The sequence below is a fragment of the Chitinophaga oryziterrae genome, from assembly GCF_009758125.1.
GTDB classification, from domain to species: Bacteria; Bacteroidota; Bacteroidia; order Chitinophagales; family Chitinophagaceae; genus Chitinophaga; species Chitinophaga oryziterrae.
In genome coordinates this window covers 707,387-727,307 of record NZ_WRXO01000002.1, presented here as the reverse complement: position 1 = coordinate 727,307, position 19,921 = coordinate 707,387, and the positions used below count along the sequence as shown (strand labels likewise).

General features: G+C 44.8%; 18 protein-coding genes. 3 read left to right on the top strand and 15 right to left on the bottom strand.

Features of this window, described 5'->3' with window-relative positions; all coding sequences use genetic code 11:
• The first annotated feature begins 2 nt into the window (after positions 1 to 2).
• Positions 3 to 1,379, top strand: a complete 1,377-nt coding sequence (mgtE, locus tag GO495_RS10610; RefSeq protein ID WP_157299651.1) for a magnesium transporter — start codon at positions 3 to 5, stop codon at positions 1,377 to 1,379.
• Here mgtE and GO495_RS10605 read toward each other — a convergent pair.
• Positions 1,334 to 1,858 (bottom strand): histidine phosphatase family protein, encoded by a 525-nt coding sequence (locus GO495_RS10605; protein WP_157299650.1) that lies wholly within the window; start codon positions 1,856 to 1,858, stop codon positions 1,334 to 1,336. The two genes, mgtE and GO495_RS10605, sit on opposite strands and share 46 nt — an antisense overlap.
• A 212-nt stretch (positions 1,859 to 2,070) precedes the next feature.
• Here GO495_RS10605 and glmS point away from each other — a divergent pair, with 212 nt between their 5' ends.
• A complete protein-coding gene (gene glmS / locus GO495_RS10600) occupies positions 2,071 to 3,906 on the top strand; it encodes a glutamine--fructose-6-phosphate transaminase (isomerizing) (RefSeq protein WP_157299649.1) in 1,836 nt (611 codons plus the stop codon).
• Positions 3,907 to 3,933: 27 nt separating this feature from the next.
• The gene (locus tag GO495_RS10595; RefSeq protein ID WP_157299648.1) at positions 3,934 to 6,123 is read left to right on the top strand and encodes a DUF4954 family protein; all 2,190 of its coding nucleotides are present in this window, start codon (positions 3,934 to 3,936) and stop codon (positions 6,121 to 6,123) included.
• Positions 6,124 to 6,128: 5 nt separating this feature from the next.
• On the opposite strand, the gene GO495_RS10590 is transcribed toward GO495_RS10595, so the two are convergent.
• The 14 genes from GO495_RS10590 to leuC form a co-directional block, all read right to left on the bottom strand.
• The gene (locus tag GO495_RS10590; RefSeq protein ID WP_157299647.1) at positions 6,129 to 7,169 is read right to left on the bottom strand and encodes a cytochrome-c peroxidase; all 1,041 of its coding nucleotides are present in this window, start codon (positions 7,167 to 7,169) and stop codon (positions 6,129 to 6,131) included.
• A 1-nt stretch (position 7,170) separates the two neighbouring features.
• Positions 7,171 to 7,866 carry an MbnP family protein gene (locus tag GO495_RS10585; RefSeq protein WP_157299646.1) on the bottom strand — a complete coding sequence of 232 codons (696 nt, stop codon included), beginning with the start codon at positions 7,864 to 7,866 and terminating at the stop codon, positions 7,171 to 7,173.
• Positions 7,867 to 8,297: 431 nt separating this feature from the next.
• Entirely contained in the window at positions 8,298 to 9,542 is a 1,245-nt protein-coding gene (gene fucP, locus GO495_RS10580; RefSeq protein WP_157299645.1) for an L-fucose:H+ symporter permease, read from the bottom strand.
• 58 nt (positions 9,543 to 9,600) lie between these two features.
• Positions 9,601 to 10,383: an L-fucose dehydrogenase gene (locus tag GO495_RS10575; protein ID WP_157299644.1), complete on the bottom strand. Its 783-nt coding sequence runs from the start codon at positions 10,381 to 10,383 to the stop codon at positions 9,601 to 9,603.
• Positions 10,384 to 10,402: 19 nt separating this feature from the next.
• On the bottom strand, positions 10,403 to 11,230 hold the full coding sequence (locus GO495_RS10570; RefSeq protein WP_157299643.1) for an amidohydrolase family protein: 828 nt from the start codon (positions 11,228 to 11,230) through the stop codon (positions 10,403 to 10,405).
• 23 nt (positions 11,231 to 11,253) lie between these two features.
• Positions 11,254 to 11,583 (bottom strand): L-rhamnose mutarotase, encoded by a 330-nt coding sequence (locus GO495_RS10565; RefSeq protein WP_157299642.1) that lies wholly within the window; start codon positions 11,581 to 11,583, stop codon positions 11,254 to 11,256.
• A gap of 3 nt (positions 11,584 to 11,586) precedes the next feature.
• Positions 11,587 to 12,450, bottom strand: a complete 864-nt coding sequence (locus GO495_RS10560; RefSeq protein ID WP_157299641.1) for a fumarylacetoacetate hydrolase family protein — start codon at positions 12,448 to 12,450, stop codon at positions 11,587 to 11,589.
• Positions 12,451 to 12,466: 16 nt separating this feature from the next.
• Complete coding sequence (locus tag GO495_RS10555; protein ID WP_157299640.1) at positions 12,467 to 13,198, bottom strand: hypothetical protein; 732 nt, start codon at positions 13,196 to 13,198, stop codon at positions 12,467 to 12,469.
• A 30-nt stretch (positions 13,199 to 13,228) separates the two neighbouring features.
• Positions 13,229 to 14,011, bottom strand: coding sequence for an SDR family NAD(P)-dependent oxidoreductase (locus tag GO495_RS10550; protein ID WP_205691236.1), 783 nt, complete (start codon positions 14,009 to 14,011; stop codon positions 13,229 to 13,231).
• Positions 14,012 to 14,317: 306 nt separating this feature from the next.
• Complete coding sequence (locus tag GO495_RS10545) at positions 14,318 to 15,826, bottom strand: 2-isopropylmalate synthase (protein ID WP_157299639.1); 1,509 nt, start codon at positions 15,824 to 15,826, stop codon at positions 14,318 to 14,320.
• A gap of 20 nt (positions 15,827 to 15,846) precedes the next feature.
• On the bottom strand, positions 15,847 to 16,920 hold the full coding sequence (gene leuB / locus GO495_RS10540) for a 3-isopropylmalate dehydrogenase (protein WP_157299638.1): 1,074 nt from the start codon (positions 16,918 to 16,920) through the stop codon (positions 15,847 to 15,849).
• A gap of 19 nt (positions 16,921 to 16,939) precedes the next feature.
• The gene (gene leuD / locus GO495_RS10535; protein ID WP_157299637.1) at positions 16,940 to 17,539 is read right to left on the bottom strand and encodes a 3-isopropylmalate dehydratase small subunit; all 600 of its coding nucleotides are present in this window, start codon (positions 17,537 to 17,539) and stop codon (positions 16,940 to 16,942) included.
• Positions 17,540 to 17,569: 30 nt separating this feature from the next.
• Positions 17,570 to 18,337, bottom strand: coding sequence for a class I SAM-dependent methyltransferase (locus tag GO495_RS10530; RefSeq protein ID WP_157299636.1), 768 nt, complete (start codon positions 18,335 to 18,337; stop codon positions 17,570 to 17,572).
• A 2-nt stretch (positions 18,338 to 18,339) separates the two neighbouring features.
• Positions 18,340 to 19,737: a 3-isopropylmalate dehydratase large subunit gene (leuC, locus tag GO495_RS10525; RefSeq protein ID WP_157299635.1), complete on the bottom strand. Its 1,398-nt coding sequence runs from the start codon at positions 19,735 to 19,737 to the stop codon at positions 18,340 to 18,342.
• Positions 19,738 to 19,921 lie beyond the last annotated feature (184 nt).

Below are 19,921 nucleotides of genomic sequence, written 5' to 3'. Positions count from 1 at the left end.
ATATGGAAAATGAAGCTTTACAGGAAAAATTCGAAACGCTTGTCGATGAGCACAACTACCAGGAATTAAAGGTTTACCTGGACGATCAGCTCATTACGGATGTGGCCGAACTCATTCATGAGTTACCGGAGCAGGCTGGTATTATCATCAACAACCTCTCCCTGGGGCGTGCTGCTGCTGCCTTCAGGATACTGGAGTTCCATGCACAGGAAGATGTGATCCATGAGCTGCCGGCTGCGAAAGTGGCCGAACTGCTGAATGAACTGCCTGCGGATGACCGTACCGCTTTCCTCGGAGAGCTGCACAGTGATGTGGTGAAAGAGCTGATCAAACTACTGGACCCCGAAGAACGGAAAATTACACTCAGCCTGCTGGGATACCATGAAACCAGCGTAGGGCGTATCATGAACCCGGACTATATCGCTGTCCGGGAGGAATGGACGGTTAAGCAGGTGCTTGATTATATCCGTGAATACGGAAAGGACAGTGAAACCATAGACGTGATCTATGTAGTGGATGAAAAAGGCAAACTGATAGATGACTTCCGTATCAGGGAATTCCTGCTGGTGGCTACCAACACCGTCGTTCATACCCTGATGGATGACCGCTTTGTAGCCCTCCATGTGAACGATGAACAGGAAGAGGCCATCCAGGTATTCCGTATGGAAAACCGTGTGGCCCTGCCGGTTGTGGATGATGAAGGTATCCTGCTGGGTATCGTGACCATCGATGACATGTTGTGGATTGCCAATGAAGAACATACGGAAGATATCCAGAAGATAGGTGGTACCGAAGCATTGGACGAACCTTACCTCGATATTCCCCTCATGAAGCTGGTGAAGAAACGAATAGGCTGGCTGGTGATCCTCTTTATAGGAGAAATGCTTACTGCTACCGCCATGGGCTTCTTTGAGGATGAAATTGCCAAAGCTGTAGTACTGGCCCTGTTCGTACCACTCATTATCTCCAGCGGTGGTAACAGCGGCTCCCAGGCATCTACCCTGATCATACAGGCCATGGCCCTGGGTGAGATCACCATTGAAGACTGGTGGCGCGTTATGCGCCGGGAAATCCTTTCCGGATTAATGCTGGGTAGTGTACTGGGACTGATCGGCTTTATCCGTATCCTTCTCTGGAACTCCTTCTTTCATACCTATGGCGCCCATTCTGTATTGATAGGCATTACCGTAGGACTGTCACTCATTGGAGTGGTATTATGGGGCACCCTTTCGGGCTCTATGCTGCCGTTGATCCTGAAACGTCTGGGGGCTGACCCCGCCACGTCTTCGGCTCCTTTTGTGGCTACACTGGTGGACGTAACAGGGCTTCTGATTTACTTCTCCGTAGCTTTTGCTTTGATGGAAGGGATACTGCTGTAGCTGATTCTCTTACTCTTCACGCTATCCCTGTATTTCCTTATTAAAAACATATCTGAATAACTGACGGTGTCTGCCGGGGGCTTTGCCTTTAATGAACGCATCACGGATGCTACCGTGTTGCCCTGCCCTATGATGAGCAGACGCTTGCCCCAGTCGTCATGACGGGTAATCTCATAAATCAGTCCTTCCCCGGTAGAATCAGGGTTATAAGAAGCCGTATCCACATTTTTATACCCCCGCAGGGAATCTGCTGTTTGAAGGCTGCGTATAAAAGGAGTGATATAGATCTTCTGTATACCCGAATCTTTCAGGAAACGGTATAAATCGCCAGCGCGGCGGAACCCTGTTTCAGTTAAAGAGGAATCGTAACCCGGTAATTGTTCTGCATGCCGTATCAGGAAAAAGGTGCCGGTAAGGAAGGTACTGTCTTCTGCAAGGGGTACAGGTTCCTTTTCCGGAACCCGCTGTTCACAGGCCATGCAACATGATAATAGCAAGATTATACAATACCTCATAGGATTCGCTGGTTCAATATTGCAACAAATTACGAATTTTATAATTTGCCGGGTAATGACGTTAATCACATGACTCTCATTTTGTTATTATAAGACTATTTTCCCTATTGTTTATACAGAATTCACATTTTTTAGCCATATTGCACGCTGATCCATGTAAAAACTGAAAAACATATATGTGCGGAATAGTCGCTTATATAGGCCAGCGAGAAGCCTACCCCATCGTTCTTAAAGGATTAAAACGGTTAGAATACCGTGGTTATGACAGCGCAGGTGTTGCCCTGATCAATAACGGACTACAGGTATACAAGAAAAAAGGTAAGGTGGCAGAACTGGAGAACCACGTAAGTGGTAAAGATATGCGCGGTCATATCGCCATCGGTCATACCCGCTGGGCTACCCACGGAGAACCAAGTGACCGTAACTCTCACCCACACGTTTCCGGCAATGGCAAACTGTCTATGATCCATAACGGGATCATAGAAAACTATGCACAGCTGAAACAGGAACTGCTGAACCAGGGCCATATTTTCAAAAGTGATACCGATACAGAAGTACTGATTCACTTCATTGAAGAGATTCAGAAAAGTAATCACTGTACGCTCGAAGAGGCTTTACGTATTGCCTTAAAAAGAGTGGTAGGCGCTTATGTAATTGTTATCATAGATGAAGATAACCCGGATACACTGATCGCTGCCCGCAAAGGCAGTCCGCTGGTAATAGGCGTAGGCAAAGGAGAACACTTCCTGGCGTCAGATGCTTCCCCTATCGTGGAATACACCAAAGAAGTGGTGTATGTGAATGATTACGAGATAGCGATTATCAAGGCAGATGAACTGATACTGAAGAATATCTCCAACGAAAGACAAACACCTTATATACAAAAGCTGGACATTGAACTGGCGGCGATTGAGAAAGGCGGATACGATCACTTTATGCTCAAAGAGATCTTTGAGCAGCCCCAAACCATCTTCGACAGCTTACGCGGCAGACTGGACGCTAAAAATGGTACGCTTACCATTGGTGGTATCCGGGAACATGCAGAAATGCTCAGTAAGGCCAAACGCATTATCATCGTGGCCTGTGGTACATCCTGGCATGCCGGGCTTGTTGCAGAGTATATGATTGAAGAGCTGTGCCGCATACCGGTAGAAGTGGAATACGCTTCTGAGTTCCGCTACCGCAACCCGGTAGTTGGGCCCGGTGATGTGATCATTGCCGTGTCACAATCCGGAGAAACTGCCGATACATTAGTGGCAATAGAAAGCGCCAAAGAAAAGGGCGCTATCATCCTGGGCGTTTGTAACGTGGTGGGCTCTTCTATTGCACGTTTGTCTGATGCCGGTGCGTATACGCATGCCGGTCCGGAGATTGGCGTTGCCAGTACCAAAGCATTTACCGCACAGCTGGCCGTACTTTGCCTGATAGGTCTTAAAGTGGCCATCGTAAAAGGTAGTATCACCAAGCAACGTTTCCAGCATCTTTTAGATGAACTGGATAATATCCCTGAGAAAGTGGCGACTGTCCTTAAACTTAATGGCAGGATCAAAGAGATAGCGGCCAAATATAAAGATGCCCGCGATTTCCTCTACCTGGGACGTGGCTATAACTTCCCGGTGGCCCTGGAAGGCGCCCTGAAACTGAAAGAGATCTCCTACATACATGCTGAAGGCTATCCTGCCGCTGAAATGAAACATGGTCCTATTGCCCTGGTAGATGAGAACCTGCCTGTAGTGTTTGTGGCCACCCACGATAGCTACTATGAAAAGGTAGTTTCCAATATCCAGGAAATCAGGGCCCGTAAAGGCAAGGTGATAGCCGTTATTACAGAAGGCGACCAGGTAATTCCGGGTATGGCAGATGATATTATCGAAGTGCCGGAAGCAGATGAACTGGTAGCACCGATGCTCTCTGTTATTCCGATGCAGTTGCTGGCTTATCATATCGGCGTACTGAAAGGTTTTGACGTGGATAAACCAAGGAACCTGGCAAAGTCTGTAACAGTAGAATAGTTTTACATCCTTTTAACACCAAAGCAAATGAACCTGATACAGAAAAAGCCGCTCAAAGAGTTAGGCTATAATTTTGTAGCAGCCTCTTACCTGCCTGACGGGAAAGATGAATATTACCTGCGTAATAAGCAGTCGGGCAATGAGATTGTATACCGGCAGCTGTCTGCGATGGAAATAGAGACACTGGTAAGAAATGATAATACTTCCGACGACTGGAATAATATCTTTGTTGCCGATGCATTCAATCCTCAACTTGTAAAACACTGCCATTTCTTTGGGATGGTACGTATCGGGAAACTGGAACCTTATTATTTGGAGTTCCATAACCTGCGGCAGCCTGTAGGCTTATATAACAGCACTATTTCTTCCTGCGACTTTGGCGATAACGTAGTTGTTCACAACGTACATTTCCTCTCTCATTATATCATTGGTAACGAGGTGATGATCTGTAACGTAAATGAAATGGCTACGACAGATCATGCTAAATTCGGGAATGGTATTGTGAAAGAAGGTGAACCGGAAAATGTGCGTATCTGGCTGGAGCTGTGCAATGAAAACGGGGGGCGTAGCGTAATGCCTTTTGATGGTATGCTGCCCGGCGATGCATGGCTGTGGACGCGTAACAGGGATGATGAAACACTTCAATCGAAGTTTAAAGCATTCACAGAAAAACAATTCGATAAAAAACGCGGATATTATGGCATGGTGGGCGACCGCTGTGTGATCAAGAACGTGAAGATCATTAAAGATGTTACTATCGGCACAGATGCTTATCTGAAAGGGGCGAATAAGATAAAGAATGTAACGATCAATAGCTCTGCGGATGCGACTACACAGATAGGTGAAGGTTGTGAGTTAGTGAATGGTGTAGTGGGTTATGGATGCCGCGTGTTTTATGGTGTGAAGGCGGTACGTTTTATTATGGCCTCTCATTCGCAGCTGAAATATGGTGCGCGTCTGATCAACTCTTATCTTGGGAATAATTCAACGATCTCCTGTTGTGAAGTATTGAATTCTCTTATATTTCCGGCTCACGAACAACATCATAATAATTCTTTTTTATGTGCCGCGTTGATCATGGGGCAGAGCAATATGGCTGCCGGTGCTACTATCGGGTCTAACCATAATTCCCGTGGAGCAGATGGTGAGATTATTGCAGGACGGGGCTTCTGGCCAGGCTTATGTGTGAGCTTAAAACATAATTCCAGGTTCGCCAGTTTTACGCTGATTGCCAAAGGCAATTATATGTCGGAGATGGATATTCCTTTTCCGTTCAGTTTAATCCTGAATGATGAACAGCATAATAGTCTGAAGATTATGACAGGCTACTGGTTTTTGCATAACATGTATGCACTGGCCCGTAATTCCTGGAAACATATGGACCGTGATAAACGTACGGATAAAACACAGTTGATAGAGTATGATTATTTAGCCCCGGATAGTGTGGAAGAAATGATTCATGCAATGGAACTGATGGAAGTAGCTGTGGGTAAAGCGTGGTATGCTGACAAGGAAACCGGTTCTGATTATCGTCAGAAAGGAAGGGATTTATTGCTGAATAATATTGAAGAAGTAAGTCATCTGAAAATATACGCAGAGAAGGTAGAGAACAGCAGCCGCAAAACAGAATTACTCAAAGTACACAGGAGTTATCCTTTGTTCCGGGAGCTGATCAATTTATATGCGGTGCGTAATATCTTCAGTTATCTTAAAACACATCCTGATACTTCTTTTGCATCTCTGCAAACTATTGCCAATACTGCAGAACGTGGCCCATGGTGTAATGTAGGCGGACAACTAATGAAATCGTCCACACTGCAATTATTGAAAGATAATATCCGTAGTGGCAAAATCAATAGCTGGGACCAGCTGCATGAAAACTACCGGCAGATAGGAGAACAATATCCTGTTGATAAATTACAACACGCTATTGGCGCTGTTTTATTTATACAGGAGAGAAAAGATTTTACCCCTGCTTATTTAAAAGAATCGCTGCTATCTTCTGTTGCTACACAGGAACTGATTACGGATAATATTTACCGCTCCCGTGAAAAGGATTACCAGAACCCTTTCCGTAAGATGACATATGAGAACAGTGCGGAGATGGATGTAGTAACGGGAAAACTGGAAAGTAACAGTTTTATTCAGCAGACAATTGCTGACCTGAAATCTTATAAGGAAAGCGTGAGTGCGTTAATTAATGAATGGCACCTGTAGTATTTTTAATCTTCGATCATTATCTCTTTCAGATCTTTATTATTGATAAATTTTTTATCCGTTAAAGTGTTAAGGAACATGTACAACTGTCTTTGTTCCTTTTCACTTAAAGGGATACCATTTTTCAACAAAGGATCTATTGTATTTCCTTTCTCCTGCCCATGATCATACATGGCAAATACCTGGAAAATATCAAAGAAACGTCCGTCGTGCATGTAGGGTGAGCTTACCAGTACATTGCGTAAAGAAGGGACTTTAAATTTGAGATAGTCTGCTGTGTTATTAGTGATCTTCATTCTGCCGATGTCATTCATGGAAGGCAGGTAGGGCAATCCGTTGTTACGCATACTGAAATCGGTGAAGAATGGTTCTTTGTGACAGGCTGCACATTTCTGCTGAAAGGTCCTGTAGCCGCCCTGTTCTTCCGGGGTGAATGTTACCCCCGGTTCTTTTCTCATCACACTATCGTATCTGGATTCAAAGGAGATCATGATAGCCATGAACTGGGATAATGCTTTCAGCATTCTCTGACTGTTGACTTCTTCCGTTCCGAAGGCATCTTTAAACATCCTTTTGTATGTCTTATTTCCCTGAAGACGGGTGATCAGCTCTTTTAAGTCCATCCCCATTTCATCTTCATTTGTGATGGGTGATATTGGTTGTACTTCCAGATGATTTACTCCTCCATCCCACATGAAGTCCTTTTGCCAGATTAAGTTGAACAGTGTAGGTACGGAGCGGCTGGTAACCCTGCCCATGATACCATGGCTGAGAGCATGGTCGAAGTGGCCGAAGGCCGCGAACTGCTGGTGGCAGAAGCCGCAGGAAACAGAGCTGTCCTTAGAAAGTTTAGGATCGTAGAAGAGATAACGGCCAAGGGCTATGCCTTGTTTGGTAAGCGGGTTCTTTGAGAAGTCGTAGACAGGTTTAGGCAGGCTGTCTGGCAGTTTAAGGGTATAGTACTCCGGACCGGGTTCACCGGCTTTACCCATGATGAGTAACCACAGGCAAAAGAGAGAGAGCAGGTATACCGCTTTACGGATCATTTTAATTTTTTACAGAGAACATGTGTTGGTAATTATCGGCGATTCTATCTGCGGCTGTTCCTGGTGTCATAAATCCTGCTACTTGTCTGAAGCTGATTCCATTAAACCAGGTATAGGCATCTGCTGTTAAATTAATCTTAGCAGATGATTTTAAGACCAGTGTTTGTGGCAAAGTTAAGTTTACTATGCGCTGTGTGATATGCGGCGCCCTGTATCCTCCTATATGAAATTCTATTATATGCCCGGGTAAATGTGAAGAGGGAGATGTTCCTTCCAGTTTTGCCATAATATAACCGCTGTTCCAGGTCCAGAACATTCCATAAATAGGGTCTAATGCGCCGCTTTGAGCCCCTGTACAGTTCAGTAAGCTATCTATGCCTATCATAAAAGAAAGACCCTTATACCGGCCCTCAGGCAGCTTTAAAGTGATTCTTTTTGAATTGAGACTATCCTCACTTACCAGAAAACATTCCGGAGCTGCTTTTATCGTATTTCCGGCGATGTCTGTGACAGAGAAATTACTGAGGTAATATCTGAATACGGTGATGTTAAAAGTATCTCCTGCCGCATTCAGGTAGGTGGTATTCCCCAGTGCCATAGGCACACCGTTCACTGTATGGTTAAGGTTTAGCTGAAGGGTTTGGGCCTTCGCTCCTTTTAGAACAAACAGACTAATAAGCAACAGGCAATATCTCATAAGATGAAAGTAAAGGAAATATGGGAATGATTAAAACTCCGTGTATGTAGTAAATGTTTTAAACAACTCAGGAAGAGCGTAAATTCTCATGTAAATTCTTTATAACTCTTACCGGACTTCTATATAACAGGTATATAAGCCCTATCTATATAAGTACGGCTTATATACGGGTTATATACGGGTTATATAGGGCTTATATAGGGCTTATATCACCATAAGCACTGAATCTCAGTAAGTTATCAGTACAGACTAATATTTCTATGCTTTTTTACTACTGATTATCAATATATTAAAGTATAAAGAAAATTATTCTGGCAGGAAATGGCAGGGCTAATATGAAGAGAGGGTGACCTTTTTAGAAGTCACCCCCTGGGTTCTGTTGTTTAATCATTTTCTGCAAACACGGAGTTCCTAATGGAGCTTTATACGGATTATTTCCTTTTATAACCCCATCCGCCATAGTAGAACACTACTAAAAAGCAAATCAGTGGCACACCATATGCCAAAGCAGTAGACTGCTTATCTGCAACCAATCCCATTACAAAGGGAACAATCGCCCCTCCTACAATAGACATGATCTGGAAAGAAGCGCCGCGTTTGGTATGAATACCCAGATCCTTTACCCCCAGGGCAAAGATCGTAGGGAACATGATAGACATAAAGAAGAAAATAGCGATCAGCGCATATACTGATAATGCACCACTGCCAGCCATTACGGCAGCGCATAATACTACATTGATAGTGGCATACAGCATGAGTAATTTATTGGCAGCTACCTTTCTCATAATAGCAGTACCGATAAACCGGCCAGCCAGGAACAAAGCCATCCCGATAGAAAGTAAGAAAGAGGCTTCCTTGCTGCTGGTACCATGCCAATACTCTGTAGCATAGTTCAGGAACAATGCCCCTACTCCTACCTGCGCAGCCACATAAAAGAACTGTGTGATAACACCCCATACGAAATGAGAATGGGCGAATAAAGGTTTTGCAGCAGCCAGGCTTTCATTCCCTGTTTGTTCCTCTTCCTTAATTTCAGGTAAAGGCGTACGGTAAAAAAAGAGGGCGATCACCAGTACCAGTATGCCGATAATAATATAAGTAAGCTGTACGGAAGAAAGGTCTTTCACACTGGCCGGGTTACCCTTGTCCTCAAAAAACAGCATACCTCCTATTATAGGTCCCAGGAAAGAACCCAGTCCGTTGAAACACTGTGAAAGGTTTAAACGTTGTTCTGATGTTTCCCTGCTACCCAATACGGTCACATAAGGATTGGCTGCTGTTTCCAGGCAGGCCAGGCCACAGGCGAGGATAAAAAGAGCTATTAAGAATCCTTCAAAATTAAGATGGCTGGCAGCAGGATAAAATAAGAAAGCGCCTGTCGCATACAGCAGCAAACCCATGATAATCCCCCGTTTGTAACCGTATTTATTCATGAAAAGACCAGCCGGTAATGCCATTAAAAAGTACGCGCCAAAATAAGATAACTGCAATAAGGTAGAACGGGATTTGGTAACGTGCAGTACTTCCTGGAAATGTTTGTTCAATACATCAAGCAGGCCATAGGCAAGGCCCCAGAGAAAGAACAGACTTGTAACCAGGATGAGAGGAAAGAGATAACTTTTATTTGTATCAATGTTTGCTTTAACGGTGGAATTTGGAATTGCAGCTCCTGCCATGATAGGAAATTTATGTGATAAAAATATAGGCAGACCCGCAGGCCTGCCATCTGATAAGCTAACTGATCGATCTGTCCAGGTGCGTATATCCCCCATCTACATACACGATCTGACCTGTTGTATGAGAGGATACATTTGATAACAATACCGCTGTCATGTTGGCAATTTCAGTGGAAGTTGTCATACGTTTTCCCAATGGGATCTTTGATACGATAGACGCCAGTTTTTCTTCCGGATTTGGCAGAGAGTTGATCCAGGTTTCATACAGCGGTGTCCATACTTCCGCAGGAATTACCGTGTTTACACGAATACCATAAGGTAACAGCTCTACTGCCCATTCGCGGGTTAAAGCATTGATGCCACCTTTGGAAGCTGCATAACCGGAAGTGTTGCCCTGTCCTGTATCCGCTACTTTGGAACCGATATTCAGGATAGTACCCTTTGTGGCTTTCAGATGCGGTAATGCATAATGTGCCAGGTTATAATAATGCGATAAGTTCTTTTGTAATGAAGCCATGAACTTTTCAGGACTGCCGCTTTCCAGGCCACAGCCATCGTTTACACCAGCATTATTCACCAGGCCATCGATACGGCCATATTGTTTTATGGTGAAATCGATCACCTTTTTACAGTCGGCCACTTCTCCCAGTTCTGCCGTTACACCAGCCGCTTTTCCGCCTGCAGCAATGATAGCTGCTACTGCTTTGTCATTATCTTCTGCACTTCTTCCGGCAATGACTACGATGCCGCCTTCTGCCCCAACTACTTTGGATATAGCTTCTCCTATTCCTTTAGCACCACCTGTAACTATAAATACTTTATCCTTTAATCCCAGATCCATGTGAATGGTTTAATTTGTTTTAAAGATTGTAGAACCTCACCGCATTAGCGCCCATGATATTAGCCTGTTCCGTTGCCGATAAACGGCTGATATAATCCGTGATCAGTTGTTTCACCTGTGCATAAGAACCAGCCAGTTTACAAACGGGCCAGTCGGACCCGAACAGTAACCTGTCAGTCCCGAATGCATCCAGCGTTATGTCCAGGAAAGGTGTGAAATGTGCAGGCTGCCAGCGTTGCCAGTCGGCCTCAGTCACCAGTCCGCTTAATTTGCAGTATACATGCGGTTCTTTTGCGATCGCACGCATATGCTTCTCCCATTCCTGTATATCGCCGGATTTAAAATCGGGTTTAGCCATATGATCTATCACCAGGCGTTGTTGCGGGAACTTCTTTACGAAAGCCTCCACAGCAGGCAATTGTTTCGGATACACCAGGATATCGTAAGTAAAATGATATTTTGCCAGGGCATGTATACCACGGCAAAAATCTTCACGTAACAGGAATGCCGGATCGGGTTCTCCCTGTACGATATGTCTGAATCCTTTTAACTTGCTGAATTGATTGTAATATGCGAGCCGTTCGGGGAGATTATCTGCACACAGGTTTGTCCATCCCACTACTCCTTTTATAAAATCATGTTTTGATGCCAGTTCCAGCAGGAATGCAGTTTCATCTTCCGACTGATCTGCCTGTACTGCCACACAACCGTCTACATTATTCTCTGTTAAAACAGGGAGCAGATGATGAGGCAGGAAATCGTCCTGGATCACTTTCATATTGTCAGTGATCCAGGCGTCCTTTACAGGATTATAATTCCAAAAATGCTGGTGTGCGTCTATTATCATTATTTCATAACGTTAAAATCGTACTACAGGGAAAAGATCTTATCCATCTTTATCCATTTCTCACCGGGTTTGGCAACCGGTAAGGCCTGCTGATACTTCCACATCAGGGCTTCCCATTCCTGTACTTTTGGATTAGCGGCATCGGCTGCATCCTTTTTTTCTCCGGAAAAACTATCGTTCACTTCCATGATCATGAATAACCTGTTCATGATACGATATATCTCCATATTCACGATACCACTGTCTGTGATACTCTTTCTTATTTCGGGCCATATTTCGCGGTGATATGCTTCATATTCCGCGATTAAAACAGGATCATTTTTCAGATCTAAAGCCAGGCAATATCTTTCCATAAGTTATGAATTATTTGCCTTGTAAGCTACTGCTGTTTGTTTGGACGATCCCAGACCATCTATACCCAGTTCTATCACATCTCCGGGTTTCAGGTAAACGGGCGGATTCATGCCTAATCCCACACCGGCTGGCGTACCTGTAGAGATCACATCACCCGGAAGCAATGTCATGAACTGGCTGAGATAAGAAACGAGAAAAGGTAAGCTGAAGATCAGGTTAGCGGTAGTACCGTCCTGCATTTTCTTACCGTTTACAGTGAGCCATAAACGCAGGTTATGCACGTCTTTTATTTCGTCTTTGGTCGCCATCCATGGGCCAAGTGGCGCAAAGGTATCGTTGCTCTTACCTTTTACCCATTGTCCATTACGTTCCAGCTGAAATTCGCGTTCGCTGTAATCGTTGTGCAGGCAGTAACCGGCGATATAATCCATAGCATCTTTCTCTTCCACATAGCTGGCCTTCTTACCAATTACTACAACCAGTTCCACTTCCCAGTCTGTTTTCTGACTGCCGCGCGGAATGATCAGATCGTCGTTAGGGCCTACCAATGCAGAAGTACTTTTGAAAAATACGATTGGTTCTTTAGGGATCGGGGCATTGGTCTCCTTTGCATGATCTGCATAGTTCAGTCCAATACAGATTATTTTGGAAGGACGCGCCACAGCAGATCCAAGGCGGGTTCCTGCAGGTACTGCCGGGCAGTCTTTAGCATGTTTTTCCCACCATTGTGCCAGGCGTGTTAATCCATCCGTTTCAAAAAACTTTTCTCCGAAATCTTCTCCGAATGCACTTACATCAAAGTTTCCTGTAGCTGTTGCAATGCCCGGCTTTTCTGCTCCCGGAACGCCAAATCGTATCAGTTTCATATATTTTCCTTGTTATTTACATGTTTGTAATCTGCAGATGCCCGTCATTCACGCTTACATCCGCTATGCTTTTAATCCTGGATCCCTTCGCAAATATTATGGTGCAGTTTTCCGGATGTGCTTTTGCAGAGATAATCCCGCCGCTGTATCCATCTGGTACTGCCAGGTGCAGCGTTTTATTAGCACCGGCAAATTCGGCATATACATATACAGAATCTGTAGTTGTAACGGCAGGTTGGATTTTAACGATAAAGTCTGCAATGATCTTACCTGATGTCAGGTTCTTCCTGTAATTTTTTGTAACGGTGGTTGTCAGGTCCAGTTTACCCAAACCCAGTTTCTGTTCTGCATATTGCCATATTGCTGCCGGAGGAGTGCCCACCTGGTTAATTTTCAGGTCTGTACCATCCAGGCTTGCATGATAATAACGGGTATTACGTTTTTTCATCAGTACACCGATATAACAGCTGTTAGGCTTGTCCCATACGGTACGGAACATATCGGATTCCTTTGCATCATCTGCCAGTGGCAGATCGAAAGTTTTTTCCTTTGCCTGTCCGTTCAGTGCAAAAGTGATTTTTACCTGTCCGGTATCACCAGCAGGGAATCCTACTGCTACGGTACCGGCGGGTGTTGCAGGTGTAAAATTGTCTGCGGCAGACGCTTCCGTGGATTGTTCCGGTTGTTTACCGGATTCATTACAGGCAAAAAAAACAGGGATAAGCAGTAATAGTGCGAAATTTTTCATGGGAATTGAGTGATTTATTGCGAATATAACTTAATTGTTCAGTCGTATAAATCCTCCGTCCAGGGGATAATCTGTTCCTGTGATGAAACCAGCTTCCTCACTGCACAGATATAAGGCCAGGGTGCCCACTTCATCTGGTTTCGCCATACGGCCTATAGGCTGCGTTTTAGACAGCTTTTCAAACATTTCCTGTTCCTTACCGGGATAATTTTTACTGATAAATCCATCTACGAAAGGCGTGTGTACACGTGCCGGAGAAATACAGTTGCAACGGATACCGTCCTGGATATAATCTTTGGCAACGGACAAGGTCATTGTCAGCACCGCTCCTTTACTCATGGAATAAGCAAATCTGTCTGGTATACCTACGCTGGACGCGATAGAGGCTACGTTAAGGATCACCCCGCTTTTCTGCTGCTTCATCTGTTTGATGGCTGCAAACATGCAGTTGTAAGTACCTTTTACATTTACGCTGTACACCCTGTCCAGGTCTTCTTCGGAAGTAGTTTCCAGTTTACCGACATGTGCAATTCCTGCACAGTTTACCAGGATATCAAGTTTCCCTTCGGTTTTGATAATGTTTTCCATGGTCTGCACCACTGTAGCCTGCTGTGCCACATTACAGCCATGTACGGTCGCCTTGCCTCCTGCTGCGATAATATCCGCGGCAGTCTGACGGCCACCTTCTTCATTCAGTTCAATAACGTGGACAGCAGCACCCTGTGCAGCAAATACCTTTGCAATGGCTTGTCCGATCCCACTACCACCACCCGTAATTACGGCCACTTTACCATCTAGTCTAAACAGGTTCATAATATGCTCAATTTAAGGGTTCTAAAATAGCCCTTTTAACAAGGGGAAATCTATCTTTTTTTAACCTTAGCTTGTACTTTCTTGCCATATTTTCCAATTTTCCGGCAAAATCTGTGAAAAATAAGCTAAAAGATGGTAAGAGTCCGTTAGGAGTCCCATGTTTGTAGCATCCTGTTATACAAAGAAAACAGACTCCGTTAGGAGCCCCCCAATTATATGTTATAACCAGGGGATTCCTAACGGAGTCTATTATGGAGATTAAATTTATTTTGCTATAAATACGGGACTCCTGACGGGGTCCAATGACTAGTAAATCTTATTCAGCGTATCTATGTAAGCATGGATAGAGGCGTTCACAATATCGGTAGAATAACCGTAGCCATAATAAGACTGACCATTGTGTTTTACACGCATATTTACTTTGCTCACATCTTTACTGCCACCACGCATCGACTGAATATTAAATTCATCAATGTGGATATCATCTTTGATGATTTCATGGATAGCATTAATAGCTGCATCAACAGGACCATTACCCGCTGCACTGGCTTCCTTTTCCTCTCCGTTGATTCTCAGTTTTACTGTTGCCATAGGGCGCAGCGGATCTCCGCATACTACCTGTAGCAAAGTTACCTTGATCGCTTTATCATCGTAGTTGGTAGCATCACCATCACCCATCAGTTCCATCAGATCTGCATCGCTGATCTCTTTCTTCTGATCAGCGACCACCAGGAAGCGGTGATACACCTCGTCCAGGTTCACTTTATCAATGTTATAACCCAGGCGTTCCAGGTGATGTTTCAGGGCATGACGGCCACTACGTGCTGTGAGGATGATAGAGTTGGAAGGAATACCTACATCTTCAGGGTTCAGGATCTCGTAATTTTCGCGGTGCTTCAGTACACCATCCTGGTGAATACCGGAGCTATGCGCAAAAGCATTACGGCCGATGATCGCTTTATTTGCCTGTACCGGCATACGCATCATGGTCTCTACCAGGTTGCTGATACCATAAATACGTTTGGAATTGATGCCTGTATGATAACCCAGCGCATGATGCGTTTGCATGATCATAGCCACTTCTTCCAGGGATGTATTACCTGCACGTTCACCGATACCGTTGATCGTACATTCTACCTGGCGCGCACCATTGAACACACCGGCCATTGTATTGGCAGTAGCCAGTCCTAGGTCGTTATGACAGTGTACAGAAATGATCGCTTTATCAATATTGGATACATGATCCATCAGGTATTTGATCTTAGCGCCATACTGTTCAGGTAAGCAGTAACCATTGGTATCCGGAATATTCACAACAGTAGCACCGGCAGCAATCACCGCCTGTATCATCTGTGCGAGGTATTCATTATCTGCACGGCCTGCATCTTCTGCGTAGAACTCGATATCGTCCACATACCTGCGGGCATATTTCACGGCATCTACTGCACGTTGCAGAATTTCTTCGCGGGTACTGTTGAATTTGTATTTAATGTGCATATCAGAAGCACCGATACCGGTGTGGATACGCTTACGTTTTGCAAAACGTAATGCTTCTGCAGCAGCATCAATGTCTTTTGTATTAGCACGTGTTAAAGCGCAGATTACCGGCTCACTTACTGCTTTGGATATTTCAACTACGCTCTGGAAATCGCCGGGACTAGAGATAGGGAAACCGGCTTCAATTACATCTACGCCAAGGGCTTCCAGCTCTTTTGCTACCGTAATTTTCTCAACAGTAGTTAACTGGCATCCCGGCACCTGTTCACCATCACGAAGAGTAGTATCGAAGACGTATACACGATTTTTATCGCTCATCATTAGTTAATTTAATTAAGTTAATTCAGGTTCTCTAACACCTTTGCACCCATTGCATCGGTTCCCATTACCAGGTGATTGTCTGTATGCTTGTTGGCAATATCCATGGTACGGTAACCCTGTTTCAGGGTAGCTTCTACGGCTTTGATCACACGCTGTGATTCGTTCTTCAGACCGAATGAAATATCCAGCATCAGTGCGGCAGACAAGATAGACGCTAAAGGATTGGCAATACCTTTACCAGCGATATCGTGTGCAGATCCATGAATAGGTTCGTAGAAACCTACGCTGTCCCCAATGGAAGCAGATGCCAGCATACCCATAGAACCTGCTATCTGTGAGGCTTCATCCGTTAAGATATCACCAAACAGGTTGCCTGTTACGACTACATCGAAACGTTTAGGATCTTTGATCAGCTGCATAGCGGCATTGTCGATGAACATATGTTCTGTTTCAACATCAGGATATTCCTTTGCAATTCCCTGTACTACTTCGCGCCACAGACGGCTTGCTTCCAGTACGTTTGCCTTGTCCACAGAACACAGCTTTTTACGGCGGGTACGTGCTGCTTCATATGCTTTACGTGCAATGCGTTCTACTTCATAGCGGTGATAGATCATCAGATCAGAAGCCATATTTTCTGTACGATTCTTTTCACCGAAGTAGACATCACCGGTCAGTTCACGGAAGAACAGGATATCTGATCCTCTCAGGATCTCCGGTTTTATGCTGGATGCTTCCAGCAATTCATCAAACAGTTTGATAGGCCGCAGATTGGCATATAAACCCAGTTCCTTACGGATCTTCAGTAATCCCTGTTCAGGTCTTACTTTCAGGGAAGGGTCGTTGTCGTATTTGGCATGGCCGATAGCGCCGAACAGGATAGCATCGCTTCTACGGGCTTTCTCCAGTGTTTCGTCCGGTAACGGATTACCGGTAGCTTCTATGGCAACATGGCCCATAATGCCTTCTTCAAAAACAAAATTGTGTTTGTAGTTTTCGGCAATTGTTACTAATACTTTCTGGCCCCAGGCAGTTACTTCCTGACCAATACCGTCACCAGGAATTACCAGTATCTTTTTGTCTACGCCCATTTAGTTTGATGTTGTTTTTTTAAAAATTAAACTCCCTGCCTGCTTCGTAGGTTTCAATTTCCTTACGAAGATTTAACAGGTAATCAATATCGTCATAGCCATTTATCAGGCACTCTTTCTTGTAAGGGTTGATATCAAACTTTGCTTCATCACCGGTAGATAAGATACGGATAGATTGTTTTTCCATATCTACTTCCAGCTGTGTTAAAGGATCTGCCTTGATAGCGCTGAAGATCTTCTCCAGGAATTCATCTGTTACCTGTACGGGTAAGATGAAGTTGTTCAGTGCATTATTCTTGAAGATATCTGCAAAGAAACTGCTAACCACTACTTTAAAGCCAGCGTCGCCGATAGCCCAGGCAGCATGTTCGCGGGAAGAGCCGCAACCAAAGTTCTTACCTCCTACCAGGATCTCTCCTTTATAGGTAGGGTCATTCAGCACAAAATCAGCCTTTGGCTGATTGTTGGCATCATAGCGCCAGTCGCGGAAAAGATTTTCTCCAAAACCATCTCTGGTAGTTGCTTTCAGGAAACGGGCCGGAATGATCTGGTCTGTATCTATATTTTCTATTGCAATAGGTACTGCAGTGGAAACTAAATGTCGAAAGTTCTTGCTCATCTTTATGAAGAGGTCTTTAAAATTTATTATTCAGAGATCTGTTACTACAGGCTCGATCCGTTGCGCCTTAACACGTAACCGTACGTATTTGGTGAACCATTTTCCATTACGGAAATTAGTGGCACGCAACAATTCCTGTGCTTCGTGCAGGATGGTGTCCAGTTCTGTTGTGGGAACCTCCTCCATGAGGTTGTCACCAAACATCCTTAACCATTCCACGATACCATTTTCAGGATCAGCCAGTTCGGTTTCGCGGTCGAAGTATTGAACCTGGTTTACACGAAAATCGTATTCTTCCAGCAGGGAAGTATATTCACCTACGGAAGGGAAGTACCAGAACGGCTTGAAAGTGTAACCATGGTTTTTCATTGCTTTTTCCAGCGCTCCCATGATATCGTCCACATTGCCTTTTCCGCCCATTTCCAGTACCAGTCGCCCGCCCGGCACCAGGTGCTGATGGATACGGTCCAGTACTTTTTCTTTCTGACGGATCCAGTGCAGGGTAGCATTGGAAAATACGGCATCAAATTTCCCGGGTAGTGTAAATGAAGTAGCGTCTGCCACTACAAATCTGATATCCGGGAAATGTTGTTTTGCGTTGGCGATCATGGAAACAGAACTGTCTATTCCCGTTACCTGTGCACCGCTGGCAGCAATCTGTGCTGTCAGTTCACCGGTACCACAGCCCAGGTCCAGGATCTTCTCTCCTTCTTTAGGCTCCAGCCATTCCACTACACTATTCCCGTACTGGAATACAAAAGCATGCTTTTCTTTATATAAATCCGCGTTCCAGGCCATAATTATACTAATTCTCTTACGTCAGTAACTTTTCCGGTAATAGCTGCGGCAGCAGCAGACAACGGGCTGGCCAGGAAGGTACGGGCATTGGGACCCTGACGACCTTCAAAGTTCCTGTTGGAAGTAGAGATGCAATACATACCGGCAGGGATCTTGTCTTCGTTCATACCCAGGCAGGCAGAGCAGCCAGGTTCGCGCAGATGGAAGCCAGCCGCTTCAAATATCTTATCTATTCCTTCTCTCTTAGCCTGTGCCTCTACCTGTTTTGAACCAGGTACGATCCATGCTACCACTCCCTCCGCTTTTTTCTTTCCTTTCACAAAATCTGCCACCAGGCGCAAATCTTCTATACGGGAGTTGGTACAGCTACCGATGAATACATAGTCCACTTTTTTGCCCAGCAGTTCACTTCCAGGTTCCAGGCCCATGTATTCCAGCGATTTTTTGAAAGAGGCTTTCTCCTTATCGTCTGTTTCTTCCAGGGTAGGAATATGCTGGGTAACACCCATGCCCATACCCGGGTTGGTACCGTAGGTGATCTGTGGTTCTATATCTGCGGCATCGAAAGTGAGTGTTACGTCAAATTCAGCGTCTTTATCAGAATAAAGGGTTTTCCAGTAAGCTAATGCCTTGTCCCAGTCTGCTCCCTTAGGTGCAAACTCACGCCCTTTAATATATTCGAAAGTTGTTTCGTCCGGAGCGATCAGTCCGCCACGGGCGCCCATCTCTATACTCATGTTGCAGATAGTCATACGGGCTTCCATGCTGAGGGCACGGATAGCCTCACCTGCATATTCCACAAAGTAGCCGGTAGCGCCGGATGCAGAGATCTTAGAGATAATGTACAGGATGATATCTTTGGACAATACCCCTTTCTTCAGCTGACCATTTACTTCGATCTTCATGCGTTTTGGACGGTATTGCAGGATACACTGGGTAGCCAGTACCTGTTCTACCTCGGAAGTACCGATACCAAAAGCGATAGCGCCAAAAGCACCATGTGTGCTGGTATGGCTGTCTCCGCAAACGATTGTCATACCCGGCAGGGTAATACCCAGTTCGGGGCCTATGACGTGAACGATCCCCTGGAAAGGGTGGCCGAGGCCATACACCTCCACGCCAAATTCTTTGGTATTGGTAGTCAGCATTTCCACCTGTTTACGGCTCAATGCTTCTTTAATCGGCAGGTGCTGATCGACGGTAGGAACGTTATGATCGGCCGTTGCCCTTGTTTTGGCGGTACGGAATACCGGGATGCCCCTCTTACGCAAGCCGTCAAAAGCCTGCGGACTCGTCACCTCATGAATAAAATGAGTGTTGATATATACCGCATCCGGAAAACCGGGTTTGCTTAATACCACGTGGCTATCCCAGAGTTTATCGAATAATGTTTTTCCCATCCGTAATTACTTTTTAAAATTTGACGCAAATTGCGTTTTACGCTTCCTTCCTTTGTTTGTACCTTCAAAGCTAGTTTGCTATGGTTATTAGTACATAGCTAAATTTGACTTAATTACGATATGTAAATACACCTCATGATAATCATCTAATTGATTATCAGATCATTATAACACATTATTAACG

Coding starts and splice junctions, on each gene's coding strand:
- leuC (WP_157299635.1), bottom strand. CDS start 19,737: ATGGGAAAAACATTATTCGATAAACTCTGGGATAGCCACGTGGTATTA.
- GO495_RS10570 (WP_157299643.1), bottom strand. CDS start 11,230: ATGATAATAGACGCACACCAGCATTTTTGGAATTATAATCCTGTAAAG.
- GO495_RS10590 (WP_157299647.1), bottom strand. CDS start 7,169: ATGATCCGTAAAGCGGTATACCTGCTCTCTCTCTTTTGCCTGTGGTTA.
- GO495_RS10545 (WP_157299639.1), bottom strand. CDS start 15,826: ATGAGCGATAAAAATCGTGTATACGTCTTCGATACTACTCTTCGTGAT.
- GO495_RS10550 (WP_205691236.1), bottom strand. CDS start 14,011: ATGAACCTGTTTAGACTAGATGGTAAAGTGGCCGTAATTACGGGTGGT.
- GO495_RS10555 (WP_157299640.1), bottom strand. CDS start 13,198: ATGAAAAATTTCGCACTATTACTGCTTATCCCTGTTTTTTTTGCCTGT.
- GO495_RS10565 (WP_157299642.1), bottom strand. CDS start 11,583: ATGGAAAGATATTGCCTGGCTTTAGATCTGAAAAATGATCCTGTTTTA.
- glmS (WP_157299649.1), top strand. CDS start 2,071: ATGTGCGGAATAGTCGCTTATATAGGCCAGCGAGAAGCCTACCCCATC.
- GO495_RS10530 (WP_157299636.1), bottom strand. CDS start 18,337: ATGGCCTGGAACGCGGATTTATATAAAGAAAAGCATGCTTTTGTATTC.
- GO495_RS10560 (WP_157299641.1), bottom strand. CDS start 12,450: ATGAAACTGATACGATTTGGCGTTCCGGGAGCAGAAAAGCCGGGCATT.
- leuB (WP_157299638.1), bottom strand. CDS start 16,920: ATGGGCGTAGACAAAAAGATACTGGTAATTCCTGGTGACGGTATTGGT.
- GO495_RS10575 (WP_157299644.1), bottom strand. CDS start 10,383: ATGGATCTGGGATTAAAGGATAAAGTATTTATAGTTACAGGTGGTGCT.
- GO495_RS10595 (WP_157299648.1), top strand. CDS start 3,934: ATGAACCTGATACAGAAAAAGCCGCTCAAAGAGTTAGGCTATAATTTT.
- leuD (WP_157299637.1), bottom strand. CDS start 17,539: ATGAGCAAGAACTTTCGACATTTAGTTTCCACTGCAGTACCTATTGCA.
- mgtE (WP_157299651.1), top strand. CDS start 3: ATGGAAAATGAAGCTTTACAGGAAAAATTCGAAACGCTTGTCGATGAG.
- GO495_RS10585 (WP_157299646.1), bottom strand. CDS start 7,866: ATGAGATATTGCCTGTTGCTTATTAGTCTGTTTGTTCTAAAAGGAGCG.
- fucP (WP_157299645.1), bottom strand. CDS start 9,542: ATGGCAGGAGCTGCAATTCCAAATTCCACCGTTAAAGCAAACATTGAT.
- GO495_RS10605 (WP_157299650.1), bottom strand. CDS start 1,858: ATGGCCTGTGAACAGCGGGTTCCGGAAAAGGAACCTGTACCCCTTGCA.